This is a genomic window from Lysinibacillus sp. AR18-8 (genome assembly GCF_001705465.1).
GTDB classification, from domain to species: domain Bacteria; phylum Bacillota; class Bacilli; order Bacillales_A; family Planococcaceae; genus Lysinibacillus; species Lysinibacillus capsici.
The window spans coordinates 71,241-86,568 of the sequence record NZ_MDGU01000001.1 but is presented as its reverse complement, the minus strand read 5'-3'; the positions used below and the strand labels follow the sequence as shown (position 1 = coordinate 86,568).

Genomic DNA, 15,328 nt, shown 5'->3' with positions numbered 1-15,328 from the left:
CCTTATTATACGCCCCATAACCTCTAATCAACAAATGCATAATCACCATTACTTTCGAGGAGGTCCTTTAAAATAATTAACGCTTGCTCAAGTTGAGATTCTGGTGCTGCAATGGCTAAACGAACGGCATTGACAGGCTTTGTATTCCCTACGGCAAAGCGTTCCGCTGCATAGACTTGTACACCAGCTTTCGAAGCTAACAATTCAAATTGAACACCCGTAAATTTGTCAGGCAATTGGAGCCACCTAAAAATACATTCCTCATCCCCTAATATGTGATAATCCCCTAAATACTGATCGACAAGCGCATTTTGCTGCTTGGCATATGCTCGGTGTTTTTCTAATATCGTTTGGGCAACACCTTCATGGATTAATCGTGCTGCAAGCTCCAGCATGATAGGAGAAACAGAAATGTTGATATTATAGAGCGTTTCCATTATTTTTTTACGTAGCGCAGGCGGTGTCACAAGGAAGGATAATCGTAAACCAGGTGATAGTGTTTTAGATAGGCTAGCAATGTAAATAACCTTATCGGGTGCATAAGAAGCAATCGGAGCAAGCGGTTGCTCCTTGAGAAAGCTATAGATAGCATCCTCGATTACAAGCAAATCCTTATGTCTTGCCACGTCTGCAATCATTTTTCTTGTTTCTACTGACATCGTATGAGTCGTTGGGTTATGAAAATCAGGGATCACATAGATTCCTTTGATATGCTCATTTTTACAAGCATATAGTAATCCTTCTTTTGTCATTTCACCCTGACATTGTTGGATAGCCACAAGCTGGATACCAAGCATATTTGCAGCTGTTTTAATGCCTGCATAGGTAATTGGATCTGTACCAATACGGTCGCCTGGCTGAAATAAAGCTGCAAGGGTTCCCACAATGGCATTTTGTCCGCCTGCTCCTAGAAGAATAGGCTGATCTGTTTGAAAATTTACTAGTTCGAGTAGCTTCATCACGGCTTCGTTTTGCCATGCATTGCCCTCAGGTCGTCCATATTGAAATAGCATGCTAAAACTAGGTTCGTTTATCATTTTCTTCATAAAGCGTGTAATATCATCATTAACAAAATTATCTGGTAAAACAGAGCCCATTTCAATGATAGGTGTGGCATGGTTGGTTGGCAGTAACATTTTATTGCTAGCCGCATCTGTTGAAACGAATGTACCGCTGCCAATCGAGGCATAAATTAATCCTTTTTGGCCACAAAGCTTAAAGGCTCTTGTAATCGTACTCAAATTCACATCTAAAAAATCAGCTAATTCACGCTGGGGTGGCAATTTTGTGCCTGGTACTAGCTTTCCATCCTTAATATCTTGTTCTAGCTGATGTGCGATGGCTATATATAACGGAGCAGAAATATTGCTAATATCCGGCTTCCAACTCATTGGATACTCGTCAAATGAATTAATAGGCATTCACTAGGCCCTTCTTTCTCTTAATTTGCATACAATAGTTTAATTGTCTTGCATACAATGATAATATTGTATGCACACGATGACAATGATATAATTTTTAAAAAATCAGAAAAAAAGGACCGATAATTATGCAATATTCTGAAAGAATCTTAAAAACACCATCCTCATTTATTCGAAATATTTTAAAAGTGACAGATGCCGAGGACGTTATTTCCTTTGCAGGCGGGCTTCCAAACCCGATTTCTTTCCCGATTGATGCATTGAGAGCATCCGTAGACCATGCTATTACAGTAAATGGCAGCCGATTATTCCAATATTCATCCACACAGGGTTATGCACCATTGCGTGAATATATTGCCGCGAAATATCAACGTGTCCATGGACTTGATGTACATGCTGACGATGTCTTTATTACTACAGGTTCACAGCAAGCGCTTGAACTAATTGGTAAAGTACTTATCAATAAAGGCGATGGCATTATCATCGAAGAGCCAGGTTACCTAGGGGCTATCCAAGCCTTTACTTTAACAGAGCCAACTTTCCATGGTGTTACGCTAGAAAATGATGGTCTTAACTTAGAAGAGTTAGAGCGTGCTCTACAACAACCAAATGTAAAATTCATTTATACGGTGCCGAACTTCCAAAACCCAACAGGACTCACATATTCGAAAGAAAAGCGTGAGCAAATTTGCGAAATAGTGGCAAAATATGATGTTGCTTTAATTGAGGATGATCCATACGGGGAGCTACGTTTCCAAGGGGAGCCACTTCCATATATCGGTGCTGGAAAATTAGAAAATAGTATTTTACTAGGTTCTTTCTCTAAAACGGTCACACCAGGCATGCGTCTTGGCTTTATTATCACAAAAAACAAAGAGCTATTGCAGCATATTGAAACAGCGAAGCAAGCGTCTGATCTTCATACTAATATTTTTTCACAATATGTTATCTACGATTACTTAGCAAGTAATGATTATACCGAACATGTAAAGAAAATTATTGCTTTATATAAAAATCAGTCGGATGCGATGCTTGATGCTATGCAGGAGTTTTTCCCTGCCCATGTTGAATATACTCGACCTGAGGGTGGCATGTTCATTTGGGCAACAATGAAGGACGGTACACCGGCCCTTGATGTATTCAATAAAGCGATGGAACAAAAGGTAGCCTTCGTGCCTGGCGATCCATTCTACACATCAAAAACGAATGTGAATACAATGCGTCTTAACTATACAAATGCAACACCTGAAGTCATCCGTGAGGGAATTAAACGTTTAGCTAGTATTTTATAAAACGAAAACGTATAAACGCTGTGAAAAGCGTTTATACGTTTTTTAATGTGGATAGTAAATAGTCATACTAAGTCGTGTTACTGTACTACCTGGATTGCTATATGTGTGTGGAAGGTCAGCCTTAAATCGTATGGCATCACCACTTGTTAATCGATAATCCTGACCCTGTATATGGATGATTAATTCCCCATCAAAAACGGTTATATATTCCTCCGTTCCTTCTCGATGAGCCTCAGCATCTAACGTTCCATTTTCTTTGATTTCAATTGTATATATTTCAAAACGACTATCCTTTTGATAGGGGAAATGAGGATACACCATATATCGGCCATGATCTTCCTTCAATACTTGAATTTCTTTACCGCGAATAACCTCCGTCTCAGGTTGGGGAGGATGAATAAGCTCTGTAAACGAAACCTTTAATCCATTTGCAATTTTCCAAATTGTAGTCAAAGTTGGACTGGATTCTCCCCTCTCAATTTGACCAATCATCGTTTTACTCACGCCACTAAGCTGAGAAACTTTCTCTAAGCTTAATTTCTCCCTTTCTCGAATTGCCTTTAAATTTCTCGCAAAGACGAGATGAATTTCTTCCATCCAAAAGCCCTCCTTGCATGTACAATATAACGTACGTTTTGTATAATAAAAAGACCGACGTTATACAGTCTATTTCGTGCATTATATCATACAACTTGAAAGAAGGGATTGTTTTGCCTGTATTTTCCTTTTTATTATTTATCATCATTACAAGCTTTACACCTGGCCCTAATAATTTTATGGCGATGGTTTTTGCTAAACAATATGGCTTAGCGAAAACGATTCCATTCTGTTTAGGTGTAGGGATTGGTTTTTTCATCATTATTGGTCTTAGTAGCTTTTTTAACACGATCATGTTAAACATTTTACCTGCCATTGAATTACCCCTAACCATATTTGGTGTAGGCTATATGTTGTACCTGGCTTATAAAATTTTAACAAGCAAAGAGTTAGAGGATCACGACAACGAAGAAGAAAAACGAAACCTATTTTTTTTAGGAGCGTTCGTTCAATTTATTAACCCAAAAGGTATTTTATTTGGTCTTACTGTTGTCGCAACTTACATCCTACCCTACTACTCATCCTACATAAGCTATCTACTCTTCTCGTTCTTTTTAGCGCTAGTAGGGGTAATCAGTACATTTAGTTGGGCATTATGTGGCTCCGTTTTTCAAAAAGCACTACAGCAATATCGAAAACCATTTAACATGATCATGGCACTATTATTAATGTACAGTGCTGTTTCCATTGTTGTACATTAAAAAACAGCCCTCTGTCGGTAGAGGGCTGCTTTATCAGCAACTTATTTTGTATACGTTAAAACGGCATTTTTCTTGAATTTTGCTAAAGCTTCTGTTGCCTCATTTTTGCTCGCGTACTCAAAAATTCGAACGTCCTTTTTATCAAAAACTGTAATAACCCACATGTGAAAAGCTCCCTTCACTCATTATTTTTGTAATATAACAACCACCAAAATTTGTGATACGACTTATCAACTGTTTTATAACAATTCCTTACTTGATTCTTATTTTACGCTGATTTTTTCAAAAAGAAAGCTATATGTGAAGGTCTTCACAAACTGTTCAATTTCAAAACGCTTTCATTGAACAATTTGTGAAAACCTTGATTTTATAGGTATATCCACTGCCAGTGAAGTCAGGTCTATCCGTCTCTTTTCACTACAACCAAAAAACCGTACAAAAGTACGGTTTTTGCTGTAGTAGTAGATTTACATGTCATAAGTTTAACAAAATACTTCTTCTTGTTTATGTGTTAATTCAATTTCGAAGCCCAAATCCTCCAGCATGCGATAATCGCTATTCGCTTCCTGTCCTGCTGTTGTTAAATAGTCCCCAACAAAAATACTATTAGCTGCATAGAGACCAAGTGGCTGAAGTGAGCCTAAATTGATTTCACGACCACCTGAAATACGGATTTCCTTTGTCGGATTGATGTAGCGGAATAAAGCTAAAACCTTTAAACAATAACGGGGATTTAAATCATTTGTCCCTTCTAGCTTTGTGCCATCAATTGCATTTAAAAAGTTTACAGGAATAGAATCAGCGTCCAATTGATGGAGTGCGCGTGCAATATTGACGACATCCTCTTTTGTTTCCTTCATCCCAATAATGGCACCCGAGCAAGGTGAAATTCCATGCTTTTTCACAATCTCTACCGTATTGACACGATCCTCATATGTATGTGAGGTCGTGATGAAGGAATGATGACGTTCCGATGTATTTAAATTATGATTGTAGCGATCCACCCCCGCTTCCTTTAGTTGCTGTGCCTGTTCTTCTTTTAGTAAGCCAAGACAGGCACAAACCTTCAAGCCATACTTTTCTTTTATTTCAGCAACCGCCTCACTCACGACATTGACATCCTTACGTGTTGGCCCACGACCACTGGCTACAATACAATACGTCCCAATCTTATTGTCAAACGCTCGTTTTGCACCTGCTAAAATTTCCTCTTTTGTAATAAATGGATATTTCTCAATAGGAGCCGTTGATTTAGAGGACTGGGAGCAATAGCCACAATCCTCGGGGCAATATCCGCTTTTGGCGTTCATAATCATATTCAATTTAACTTTTTTACCATAATAATGACGACGAATCATAAAAGCACCATCCATAAGCTGTAATAGCGCATCATCCTCACTATTTAATATGGCAAGTGCCTCTTCATTGCTAATGATCTTTCCAGCAATAACTTCTTGTGCTAATTGGTAATAATTCATATTACATTCTCCCCCTCTACGTGTGAAAATTTCACATTTCTTGCTGACTGAAATACTTTATACAAGCGCTCAGCTAATAGCGCTGATGTAATAGCTAAGCAAAAATCAGCGACAATACTACTTAAAAAGCCGACAACAAACACATGTGACCAGCTTGACTTCATGTCTAACCAGAAATTCAATGCTACATACAAATAAGGAACAGCCACAGCATAAATAATAACTAGCCCAATAATGGTTGCTGCAATAAAATGCTTTTTCGTCGGCGTCTCAATCCTTTCAATAATGAACCCAATCACATAGGCGGCTAGGGCAAAGCCAATCAGATAACCAAAAGTTGGCTGTAAGACATATGTGATACCACCACCCTGTGTAAAAACAGGTAAGCCTACTAAGCCCACGCTGATATAGACAAGTTGACTATAAAAACCATTCCGACTTCCCAATAAACAGCCTGCTAAAAATACAAAAACAATTTGTAATGTAAACGGTACGACAGGCAATGGAATTTTAACAAAAGCTCCGATTGCTGTTAGAGCAGCAAACATGGCAATCATGACTAGCGCTAATGTTTGTTGTCGCTTACCCAACCTTAGCCCCCCTGTCCTGGAAAAATTGTTCGATTGTCTCTTTCGTTGTATGAATCATAAATGACATTTCCTCTTCAGAAATAATATAAGGTGGCATAAAATACAGAACATTGCCGAGCGGTCTGATGAGTAAGCCTTTCGTTAAAGCCCGTTGATAAATTTGATAGCCGATACGCTCCTCACTGGCGAACGCTTCCTTTGTCCTCCGGTCCTTTACTAGTTCAATCGCTCCCACTAAACCAACTTGTCGGTATTCACCCACATAAGGCATATCACAAAAAGCTTCCATGGCTAACGCTCGCATGTATTGTCCCTTGTGCTGAATCATCTCCATCACTTGTTCCTCTTGAAACATCGTTAATACTTCCAGTGCCACACGACAGGCCAATGTATTGCCTGAATAGCTATGCGAATGTAAAAAAGCCTTCATTGTTCCGTAATCATCATAAAAAGCGTCATAGATTTGCTCCGTCGTTAAGACAACTGATAAAGGTAAATAACCACCTGTTAGCCCCTTTGATAAACACATAAAATCTGGCATGATGTCCGCTTGTTGACAGGCAAATAATGTACCGGTCCGACCAAAACCGACAGCAATTTCATCTGCAATGAAATGCACATCATAATGTGAGCACAACGCCCGTAAGCGCTGTAAATAGACAGGTGGGTACATTTTCATACCTGCTGCAGCCTGAATTAATGGTTCAATAATAACTGCCGTGATTTCCTCATGATGCGCTTGAAGTTGTTCCTCAACAAATTGACTACATGGTGCATTACAGCTTGCTGGATCTTCCTGAAATGGACAGCGGAAGCAATCTGGCCCTTTAGCACGAACAGTATCTAATAACAGAGGCTGATAAACTTCATTGTAAAGCCCTACCCCTCCTATGGATAAAGCACCAATAGTTTCTCCATGATAGGCATCCGTCAAGGCGAGAAAGCGCTTTTTTGCTGGTTTCCCCGTCTGCATATGGTATTGAAAGCTCATTTTCAGTGCAACTTCAATAGCAGATGAGCCATTATCGGCAAAAAAGACTTTATGTAATCCCTGTGGTGCTAATGCGGTTAATTTTTCAGCCAATTGTATGGCTGGTTCATGTGTAAAATTAGCAAAGATCGTATGCTCTAATGTAAATGCTTGCTCACTTAAAGCTTTGCTAATACGCGGATTGGCATGTCCAAATAAATTAACCCACCAAGAAGATACAGCATCCAAATAACGCTGATCATGTTCGTCATAAAGCCACACGCCTTGCCCCTTTTTTATGACGATGGGTGGAAATGCCTCATAGTCCTTCATTTGTGAGCATGGATGCCAAACATGACGTAAATCTCTTAGCTGTAAATCAGTTAATACTTGTTTCATAGTTAAAAAGCCTTTCAAACAGTGTTGTGTGCGTCATGGCATAATCCATTAGCTGTGACAAATTTTGTAGCTTTGGAATAATCGCATAGGGCAAGGGATGGTACTGTAAAATCGTTTGTATATTATCTTGCTCCATACTGCTACCTGTGTTCCCATTAAACACTATGCCAAGAACGTCAACTTCACGAGAGCGCAATGCATCTATTGTTAATAATGTGTGATTGATCGTTCCTAGGGATGTCCTTGTAACAAGCACTACTGGCAGCTTGCTACTGACGATGACATCAAGCAGCGTCATCCCATGGGGAGCAGTAAAAGGAACAAAAAGCCCACCCGCTCCTTCACATATCACAACATCATAGGACGCTTGTAATAATTGAATCCGCAATAATAGCTCATTGACATCAATTTGCTGCCCCTCCAGTTGTGCAGCAAAATGTGGCGATGCAGCTTCTCTAAATGAATAGCTATTGAGATGCTCTTGTTGAAGCTTTTGTAAGGAATACTTTTCATACATGGCTGTATCATGATAATAGCCACGACCGTTTTCGTATACCTCTCCTGTTTGCACAGGCTTGTATGGTGAAACTTTCAAGCCTTGTTTTTGTAAATGACACATCAACATGGTGGTGACAATTGTTTTCCCAACATCCGTATCTGTACCGACAACCCAAAAATGTTGCATTGTTAACCTCCCTCTTTTAAGTTAACCATTAACACTATTTAAGTTAACACATATATTTTTGTTTTGTAAATGCTAATTCTATATTTTTCTGAATACACTATTTTTGTTAATAAAAACAGCAAATTTTGTATTAAAATAAGAAAACGCTAAACTCCCACCATTTATGGCAGAAATCTAGCGTTCATTGATAGTCATGATAATAATCTCTCAAAAATGATTTCATAGTCTGTTGGTTTCCCATGACCATTATAAGCAATCGGCAATACTTGCACTAAACGCCAACCTTGCTTCGCGTATTCTTCGATTGTTTTCCGATAGGTAGATTCCTGAAAAAAGCTACCTAAATGTGTTTGTACAAATTTATACTCATACATTGACTCACCCCCTGTAAATCTTTACGTAACTACGGAGTCAGGGTTTCAATAATTAGCAGGTTCTCGCTTTTGAATATTATGATTATTTTAAAGGATTTTAATCTTCACTCGTAGTATTAAACTACATGGGGGTGGTAGTATGTTTGGCATTTTTAAAGAACCAGCGAAGATCATCGATACATATGAACAAGTGCATTCAATTTTAAAATCATTACTTACCTATGAACTAAAAGAATTACCTAATCGTTATGAATTTTGGTATCGTGTGGCCATCCGTCAAGAAGAGTATCGGACATTACAAGCAGAGCATCGGGCAAAAATCTCAATGACTTCTGCCGTAGGGCGTTTTCATCAAACACAATATGAAGTGATGACACAGAAATTAGCAAAGTTTGAACGCTTATCCGATATTTATAAACTATTTTGTATTGAAGAAGAACGAAAGCTATTAAACCATCGTCTCTCTTTTCATCAAGAAACAATTGCTGCCATCTATGACCATGTTCAACATAAAGAGCTTTATACGTACAGTGATAGTGTTCAACAGCAATTTTGGGAGGCCATCCGTGATGATCTACTCCGAGCTATCGCACACTTAGATTAATTTTTTAGAGACTTCATTTCTAATGGGAAATAGAAGTCTTTATTTATTTTTAGTAAACTCGCATGATTATTTTGACTAAGGTTATGAGGGATTCTAAAATCATTCGAGTCCTAAGCCTTCTAATTCCCAACCTAGACAAAAGTTGGTATATTTGAAATAGGAAGGTGATTAATAGATATGTCGAACGAGAAAATTTTAATAGTGGAAGATGATATAGATATTATGGAGGTTTTATCGCTCACGCTAGCTAATGCTAACTATAATGTATTAAAGGCATCATCTCTATCCAGTGGCTGGCATCTCGCTGTCACGCAACAACCAGATTTAATCTTGTTAGATGTTAATTTACCAGATGGTACAGGCTTCGAGTTAGCCAAAAGAATCCGTGATGTATCGGATGTCATTATCATTTTTGTGACCGTCAATCATCTAATTGAACAGAAACTTGAGGGCTTTGAGGTGGGGGCAGATGATTATATGACAAAGCCATTTATTCCAAAAGAATTATTGGCCCGTATCCAAGCAAATTTAAAAAGAAGAAACCCAACAAAGAAAAGTAATATCGTACATATAGATAATTTGTCCATACATTTAGATGAGAAAAATGTTTATAAGGATGGACAGCTTTTAAATTTATTTACGAAGGAGAAGCTACTCCTCTTTTTTCTAATTGAGCATGCGAATCAAGTGATTAGTGTCGATCAACTCATTGATCATGTGTGGGGCTATGACGGTGTCACTGATTTGAAAACCGTATCTGTCCATATTAGTACGCTTCGTCGTAAAATTGAAGATATCCCCTCAAAGCCGAAATGGATTCAAACAGTGAGAGGTTTTGGCTACCAATTCGTTTATAAAAAAGAGAGTGGTGAGAAGTAAGAAAACACTCACCACCCCTTTTTAATTTTTTGCCAATACCTTAACTAGTGGTAATGTAAAGCTAAATATGCTTCCTTCATTTTCAAGACTTTCAACAAAAATCTCACCATTATGCTGGCGAACAATTTGTTTACAGATAGCTAAGCCAATGCCATGCGAATGTGCTTCATGAGTGTTAGTTGCTCGATAATAGCTATCAAAAATAAAGGGAAGATCACTCTCAGCAATACCAATGCCACTATCTGCAATCGAACAAAACAAGTGCTTGTCCTCTACATGGAAGGACAATTGAATACCACCATTTGATGTATATTTCATTGCATTGGTCATGATATTTTCAATCACTTGATTGATTCGCGTTTTATCAATCAGTAGCTGAGCTTCTTCATGACCGTAAAAGTGAGCACTGAATGTTAATCCTGATTGTTTTACTTCATCCTCATAACGGGTTGCCATTTGTAAAAATAATTCCTTTGCCTTTACCTCTGTAAAAGAAAATTCTGCTCTACCAGCTTCTAGATTTGCTAAATCAAACAAATCTTGAATTAAGTTATTTAATGATAATAGCCTTTCTTTACTTCGTATTAAATATTTCTTTCTGGCTACTGCGTCATCAATCACGCCCTCTAGCATAAGTTCTATATACCCTAATGTAGAGGTTAACGGGGAGCGTAATTCATGGGAAATACTATGCAAGAGTTTTTTACGTTCCAGTTCATTTTTTTCTAAACGTTCATTCATTTTTATCAAATGCCGATTCGTCTCATCTAGCTCCCTAGTACGCAACTGAACACGTTTTTCTAAATCTCCATATATTTTCGCATTTTCAAAAGAAACGGCAATTTGAGCCGCAATCACTTTCAATAGCTGAACATGAGATGGATGGAAGGCATTCGTCATTAAAGTATTCTCAAAATACAATATCGAAATAATTTCATTTTGATGGATAATCGGCAGGCAAAGAATAGATTTAGCCGTCGAATAGGAGAAAAGAGGATGCTGTGTTATTTGTGTATTGTCGATAATCACATGCTCTTTACTATTAAGAACATAGCGTATAATCGATTGCATATTCGCATTAAAATTCTCCATACTTTGTTGATCATACATCGTAAATGTTTTTTCCGCAGCTTCCGCCTTTGCTAACACCAATAATTCCTGCTGCTGTTTATGAATGAAATAGCCACTATCTGCCCCCACATGCTTTAACAGTGAAAACAATATTTTATGCAGTAAATCTTCCATACGAATAGCTGTTGCAAATGATTGAGTCGTTTCAAAAACCGTCATCATATCAAACGTGAGTGATTCTCTACTGTGATTCTCCAGTTTGCGATGCACTTGATATTCTCTTGCCCATTTTCTAGCAACTGTTTCTGCTCCCCACGTTTCAATACTTTGAATACCATTCAATATATAATGCCTTGCCGTTTTCTTTTGCTGTTTTGCGAGATAATAGTTTGCAGCTCGTTCATATGCTAATGCTGTATCCTGTACAAAACCATTCATACTTGCTAATCGTATTGCTCGGTCATAATAGAGTTCTGCCTCACTGTCGTTATTGTGTAAACGGTAATTCTCTGCCATTAATAAAGCATAGAGATGCTCATAATTTTCTGAAGAATAAACAGCCCATTTCTTAAATTTCTTGAGGCTTTGACGTATATCCGTTAAAAATAACCTCTGCTCCTGTACCTGACAATTTTGACTATGCAGAAAGTGAAATTGCCACATGGCCCGATAAAAATAATAGACTGTGGTGATTGGTAATGTATAACTGTCCTTACTTAGCTTCTTTAATTCAACCAGAATCGCTTTCCCTTGTATTTCATCCGCTAATAAAAAGGACATTTTTAAACGCACTGAATAATGCATGATTTTAATAGCAGGCTGATCCTGTATTGTGATAGGACAGGCCCAATGTACAGGATGATGAGGAGAGCGGAGGATATTCATCCATCTCCCCATTTCGGCTAAAAAGTCAATCGAAAGGGTACTTGCATGAATAGAAAATTCATCTTGTTGTCGTCTAATTTCTTGTTGTAAATCCTCTAGGTTAACACCCTGAATAAGGCGTATAGCGACAATAAAACATGATGCTGAGGATACTAAATGATATAAGCCGAGCTCTTGGCTTTTTGCTTGAGCCTCATTAATATATTGAATACTGGTTTCATAGGGCTCTGTCCAATGACTGATAAACACGCCATACACATAATAAGTATGGCCCTTGATATATATGCTTTCTTGGTTATCCGCAACAATGATGGCAAGTTTGCCAAAGCGAGTGGCTTCTTTTATATTGGCAAAACCTGCATTTAAAAGCATAGCATAGTTAATCAATACCATGCCGCTTTTCGATGTAGCGCCATACTTCAACTGTAAACGCAGCCCTTTCATTAAAAGAATGCCTGTTAAGTTAGGATTTAATAGGAAAGCACTTGCCGTCATATTAATAATTAAATGAATCAAAATATCAATTTCTTTACTATTCGTTGGCGGATGCTGCAACAAGTCTTGGTCAGACATATGTCGCAATGCCCATTTCAACAATAGATACTCTTTTAGAAGCTGTGACTTTTTAGGATATGCTGAAATTTTAAGATTCGCAACTTGAAAACCTGCCAAGCCTGCTTCTAGACCAATAGTAGGGTTATCGGACTCAATGTATAATACCGTTTTCAAATTGTTAATCATCAGTTTTTCTAATTTTGTCTCTGCATGTTGCAAAGCTTCTGTTAAATGCATTTCCGATTGTTCGTAGTGGCCAGTTAAATATTCACATTCACCTAAATTTGCATATAATTTAACCGACTGTTCTCTCCTAGTCTCCCAATGATCAGGCGTCAATAGTTCTTTACTAGTTGTAAAAAATTTTAGCGCATTATCAAAGAGCCCTATTCTTTTAGCCTCAATACCGAGTTGATAATTCCAGATAGCCAGCTTTTGCTTTTCTTCCCCAGTCAATAAGTGGCGACTGTAATTGAAATGCATGACGATTTCGCTTAATCGATCATGATCTGCAGCCATTTGAGAGTCATCTGTTAAAAGCTGGCCAATTTGATAATGGTATTTAGCACGCAATTGCCCTGATAAGTCCTGATAAGCTACTTGTTGGATACGATCGTGAACAAATTGGAATTTGGTAGAAAATGTATGTAAAATTCCTTCATGCTCTAACGTACTTGCCCATTTATAATGGGCATCTAACGGAATAATAAAGCCATTCTCAACAAGTGTTTCCAGGTGTTTTAATAACGCTTGAGCTGATAAGGACACGAGCTTTAAGACATCTGTAAATTCAAAGCGCTGACCAAAACATGCAACTATGCGTAAAATCTCATGGGCTTCTGTTGTTAAATTAGCCATTCTAGTTTCAATAAAGACAAGTAGCTCGTTGTTCAATCGGGATAAATTAAATTTCTTACGATTAAACTCCCATTCTTTTGTTGTTGCATTAAAATAAATTGTGTTATCTTGCTGGAGTGATCGAAACGCCTCTTTCACAAATAACGGATTCCCTTTGGTCAAATTAAATAATTGCTTGGCAATTATCTGTATGGTATGAGGCTTTGCATGGAAAGACGCCTCCAACCATTGTTGAACATGTTGTTCCTGAAGCAAGGGTAAATGGATATGATGACCGCTCGAAAAACTAGAAGTTCTTTGCTGATTTTCCTCCTCTGCGCTGTCCTTATTCACTCGGAATGTACCAATCATCATAAAGTATCCTGCTCGGTGTTGCTCAAAAATTTGGGTCATAATTTCAACTGTACTTTGATTGGCCCAATGCAAATCATCTACAAACCATATAACTGGTTTCTTCTGCATAGCAAATGTTAATAAAATTTTTTGAATCGATATAAACGTATAGGAATGGAGCTGTTTTGTATTTTGGCTAACTTCTTTTTGGAAGTGTACTTCCTCCTTCACAAACCATTTAAGTTCAGGTAATAGATGGATAAGTTCATCTGTCACAACTAATTTAACCTCTTGAAATAATTTTTTCCATAAATGGACAGACCTTTCACCTTCCATATAAATAAATTTCAATAAACTCCTTAAAGGATGGATAACAATGGAATAGTCATTTTCTAATTGCAATTGCTCATACTTAGTTGTAATAAAATAGCCTTTTGCGGCCGCTATTTCACCCTTTAATTCTTGAACTAACTTGGACTTTCCATACCCTGCTTGTCCTGATATCGTAACCATCTTTTTGTCACCTTTTGCAACCTGATGAAAAACAGAGGAAAGCTCTGCGAATTGCGATTCTCTCCCATAAAGCTTAGTAGACAGTCCCGTATTCAGATGCAAATCCTGTTCACCAAGCAGGAAATTTTCAAGCGGTTCGTTTACTAAAAGTTTCTGTTGGATTTGTAGCAAATCCTCTCTCAAACCAATGGCACTTTGATAACGATCAGCTGGGTTTTTAGCTAATAGCTTTTCAATCATTTCCCAAAGCAATGAATGATAATGACTGTCTATACTTACCAATGGTTCTGGTTTTTTTGTGATGATTTCATAAATCAAATCGACGGCATCCTTTGCTTGAAAAGGCAATTGACCGCCCAGTATTTCGTAAAAAATGGTCCCCAGTGCATATAAATCTGTCCGATAGTCTACCTCTAAATGTAGTCTGCCAGTTTGCTCAGGTGCATAATAGGGTAGCTGTTCTAGTCGTTCATAGGGATTTTCAATCACAACTGGAGATTCTACATCATATTTTGTACTAAATTCAGAGCTTAATAGTTTTATTTTTAAAGAATTAGGATTGATTAAGATTTGATTAGGATGTAGGTGTAGATAAAGTAAACCACTTTGTTGCATTTTCATACAAATATTAACAAGGTCAATGGCAATCTGGAGAAATTGATGCAAAGAAATCAAGTTATTACTGAATTGCTTTAAGGGGACTCCATTAAAATTTTCATAGATGATCGCATATTGATCATCTATATAATCAATAGCTATTGGCTTTAATAACCAAGGATTTTGCTCATTCGAAAACAAGGAAAATTCATATTGTAGTTTGGCTCTTGTCTCTGCTGAATTATGATGAACACTTTTTACCAGTACCAGTTTGTTAAACTTCTTCATATACATTCTCTGTAGATGCCAATCTTGACTAGACTGTAAAAGAATGCAATCGTTCATACACAATCCCTCCTCTTCTATGCTAGTATTTATCATCTTTGTAACCGCTTTATATTTTTGCAATGCTACTCTTCGAATGAACAGATAGTAGCGCTTCTCAATAACTCCTCTTTACTTGTTGTAGTGTCGATCATAATAGGACAGATATCCTTTACATAAAAAACACCAGTAAAGGAATACT

General features: G+C 37.6%; 13 protein-coding genes. 4 read left to right on the top strand and 9 right to left on the bottom strand.

Annotated features, from left to right (window positions below; all coding sequences use genetic code 11):
• Nucleotides 1–23: 23 nt before the first annotated feature.
• The gene (locus BFM98_RS00410; RefSeq protein ID WP_066036234.1) at nucleotides 24–1,421 is read right to left on the bottom strand and encodes an aminotransferase-like domain-containing protein; all 1,398 of its coding nucleotides are present in this window, start codon (nucleotides 1,419–1,421) and stop codon (nucleotides 24–26) included.
• Nucleotides 1,422–1,549: 128 nt separating this feature from the next.
• Here BFM98_RS00410 and BFM98_RS00405 point away from each other — a divergent pair, with 128 nt between their 5' ends.
• Nucleotides 1,550–2,713 carry an aminotransferase-like domain-containing protein gene (locus BFM98_RS00405; protein WP_048392333.1) on the top strand — a complete coding sequence of 388 codons (1,164 nt, stop codon included), beginning with the start codon at nucleotides 1,550–1,552 and terminating at the stop codon, nucleotides 2,711–2,713.
• A 42-nt stretch (nucleotides 2,714–2,755) separates the two neighbouring features.
• Here BFM98_RS00405 and BFM98_RS00400 read toward each other — a convergent pair whose 3' ends face one another.
• Nucleotides 2,756–3,310 (bottom strand): helix-turn-helix domain-containing protein, encoded by a 555-nt coding sequence (locus tag BFM98_RS00400; RefSeq protein ID WP_066036233.1) that lies wholly within the window; start codon nucleotides 3,308–3,310, stop codon nucleotides 2,756–2,758.
• Between the two features lie 113 nt (nucleotides 3,311–3,423).
• Between BFM98_RS00400 and BFM98_RS00395 the strand changes: the two genes are divergently transcribed.
• Nucleotides 3,424–4,011 (top strand): LysE family transporter, encoded by a 588-nt coding sequence (locus BFM98_RS00395; RefSeq protein ID WP_066036232.1) that lies wholly within the window; start codon nucleotides 3,424–3,426, stop codon nucleotides 4,009–4,011.
• Between the two features lie 41 nt (nucleotides 4,012–4,052).
• Here BFM98_RS00395 and BFM98_RS24360 read toward each other — a convergent pair whose 3' ends face one another.
• From BFM98_RS24360 to BFM98_RS00370, 6 genes are all read right to left on the bottom strand, one after another.
• Nucleotides 4,053–4,175: a hypothetical protein gene (locus BFM98_RS24360; RefSeq protein ID WP_004231260.1), complete on the bottom strand. Its 123-nt coding sequence runs from the start codon at nucleotides 4,173–4,175 to the stop codon at nucleotides 4,053–4,055.
• Nucleotides 4,176–4,493: 318 nt separating this feature from the next.
• Nucleotides 4,494–5,489 (bottom strand): biotin synthase BioB, encoded by a 996-nt coding sequence (gene bioB / locus BFM98_RS00390; RefSeq protein ID WP_066036231.1) that lies wholly within the window; start codon nucleotides 5,487–5,489, stop codon nucleotides 4,494–4,496.
• Nucleotides 5,486–6,079, bottom strand: coding sequence for a biotin transporter BioY (locus tag BFM98_RS00385; protein ID WP_048392329.1), 594 nt, complete (start codon nucleotides 6,077–6,079; stop codon nucleotides 5,486–5,488). Before BFM98_RS00385 ends, bioB begins: the two co-directional genes overlap by 4 nt.
• Nucleotides 6,072–7,448, bottom strand: coding sequence for an adenosylmethionine--8-amino-7-oxononanoate transaminase (gene bioA / locus BFM98_RS00380; protein ID WP_066036230.1), 1,377 nt, complete (start codon nucleotides 7,446–7,448; stop codon nucleotides 6,072–6,074). The genes BFM98_RS00385 and bioA overlap by 8 nt, the downstream gene beginning before the upstream one ends.
• Entirely contained in the window at nucleotides 7,429–8,133 is a 705-nt protein-coding gene (gene bioD / locus BFM98_RS00375) for a dethiobiotin synthase (RefSeq protein ID WP_066036229.1), read from the bottom strand. Before bioD ends, bioA begins: the two co-directional genes overlap by 20 nt.
• A gap of 191 nt (nucleotides 8,134–8,324) precedes the next feature.
• A complete protein-coding gene (locus BFM98_RS00370; RefSeq protein ID WP_048392326.1) occupies nucleotides 8,325–8,507 on the bottom strand; it encodes a DUF4177 domain-containing protein in 183 nt (60 codons plus the stop codon).
• A 139-nt stretch (nucleotides 8,508–8,646) separates the two neighbouring features.
• Between BFM98_RS00370 and BFM98_RS00365 the strand changes: the two genes are divergently transcribed.
• Nucleotides 8,647–9,111, top strand: a complete 465-nt coding sequence (locus BFM98_RS00365; protein WP_054549185.1) for a hypothetical protein — start codon at nucleotides 8,647–8,649, stop codon at nucleotides 9,109–9,111.
• Between the two features lie 177 nt (nucleotides 9,112–9,288).
• Nucleotides 9,289–9,990: a response regulator transcription factor gene (locus BFM98_RS00360; RefSeq protein WP_048392324.1), complete on the top strand. Its 702-nt coding sequence runs from the start codon at nucleotides 9,289–9,291 to the stop codon at nucleotides 9,988–9,990.
• 21 nt (nucleotides 9,991–10,011) lie between these two features.
• Here the strand turns inward: BFM98_RS00360 and BFM98_RS00355 are convergent, their stop codons facing one another.
• Nucleotides 10,012–15,147 carry an ATP-binding protein gene (locus BFM98_RS00355; RefSeq protein WP_066036228.1) on the bottom strand — a complete coding sequence of 1,712 codons (5,136 nt, stop codon included), beginning with the start codon at nucleotides 15,145–15,147 and terminating at the stop codon, nucleotides 10,012–10,014.
• Nucleotides 15,148–15,328: the final 181 nt, after the last annotated feature.

Bases quoted from the DNA above. Each gene is read 5' to 3' on its own strand.
- BFM98_RS00370 (WP_048392326.1), bottom strand. From the start codon at position 8,507: ATGTATGAGTATAAATTTGTACAAACACATTTAGGTAGCTTTTTTCAG.
- BFM98_RS00365 (WP_054549185.1), top strand. From the start codon at position 8,647: ATGTTTGGCATTTTTAAAGAACCAGCGAAGATCATCGATACATATGAA.
- bioA (WP_066036230.1), bottom strand. From the start codon at position 7,448: ATGAAACAAGTATTAACTGATTTACAGCTAAGAGATTTACGTCATGTT.
- BFM98_RS24360 (WP_004231260.1), bottom strand. From the start codon at position 4,175: ATGTGGGTTATTACAGTTTTTGATAAAAAGGACGTTCGAATTTTTGAG.
- BFM98_RS00355 (WP_066036228.1), bottom strand. From the start codon at position 15,147: ATGAACGATTGCATTCTTTTACAGTCTAGTCAAGATTGGCATCTACAG.
- bioD (WP_066036229.1), bottom strand. From the start codon at position 8,133: ATGCAACATTTTTGGGTTGTCGGTACAGATACGGATGTTGGGAAAACA.
- BFM98_RS00360 (WP_048392324.1), top strand. From the start codon at position 9,289: ATGTCGAACGAGAAAATTTTAATAGTGGAAGATGATATAGATATTATG.
- BFM98_RS00405 (WP_048392333.1), top strand. From the start codon at position 1,550: ATGCAATATTCTGAAAGAATCTTAAAAACACCATCCTCATTTATTCGA.
- BFM98_RS00410 (WP_066036234.1), bottom strand. From the start codon at position 1,421: ATGCCTATTAATTCATTTGACGAGTATCCAATGAGTTGGAAGCCGGAT.
- BFM98_RS00400 (WP_066036233.1), bottom strand. From the start codon at position 3,310: ATGGAAGAAATTCATCTCGTCTTTGCGAGAAATTTAAAGGCAATTCGA.
- bioB (WP_066036231.1), bottom strand. From the start codon at position 5,489: ATGAATTATTACCAATTAGCACAAGAAGTTATTGCTGGAAAGATCATT.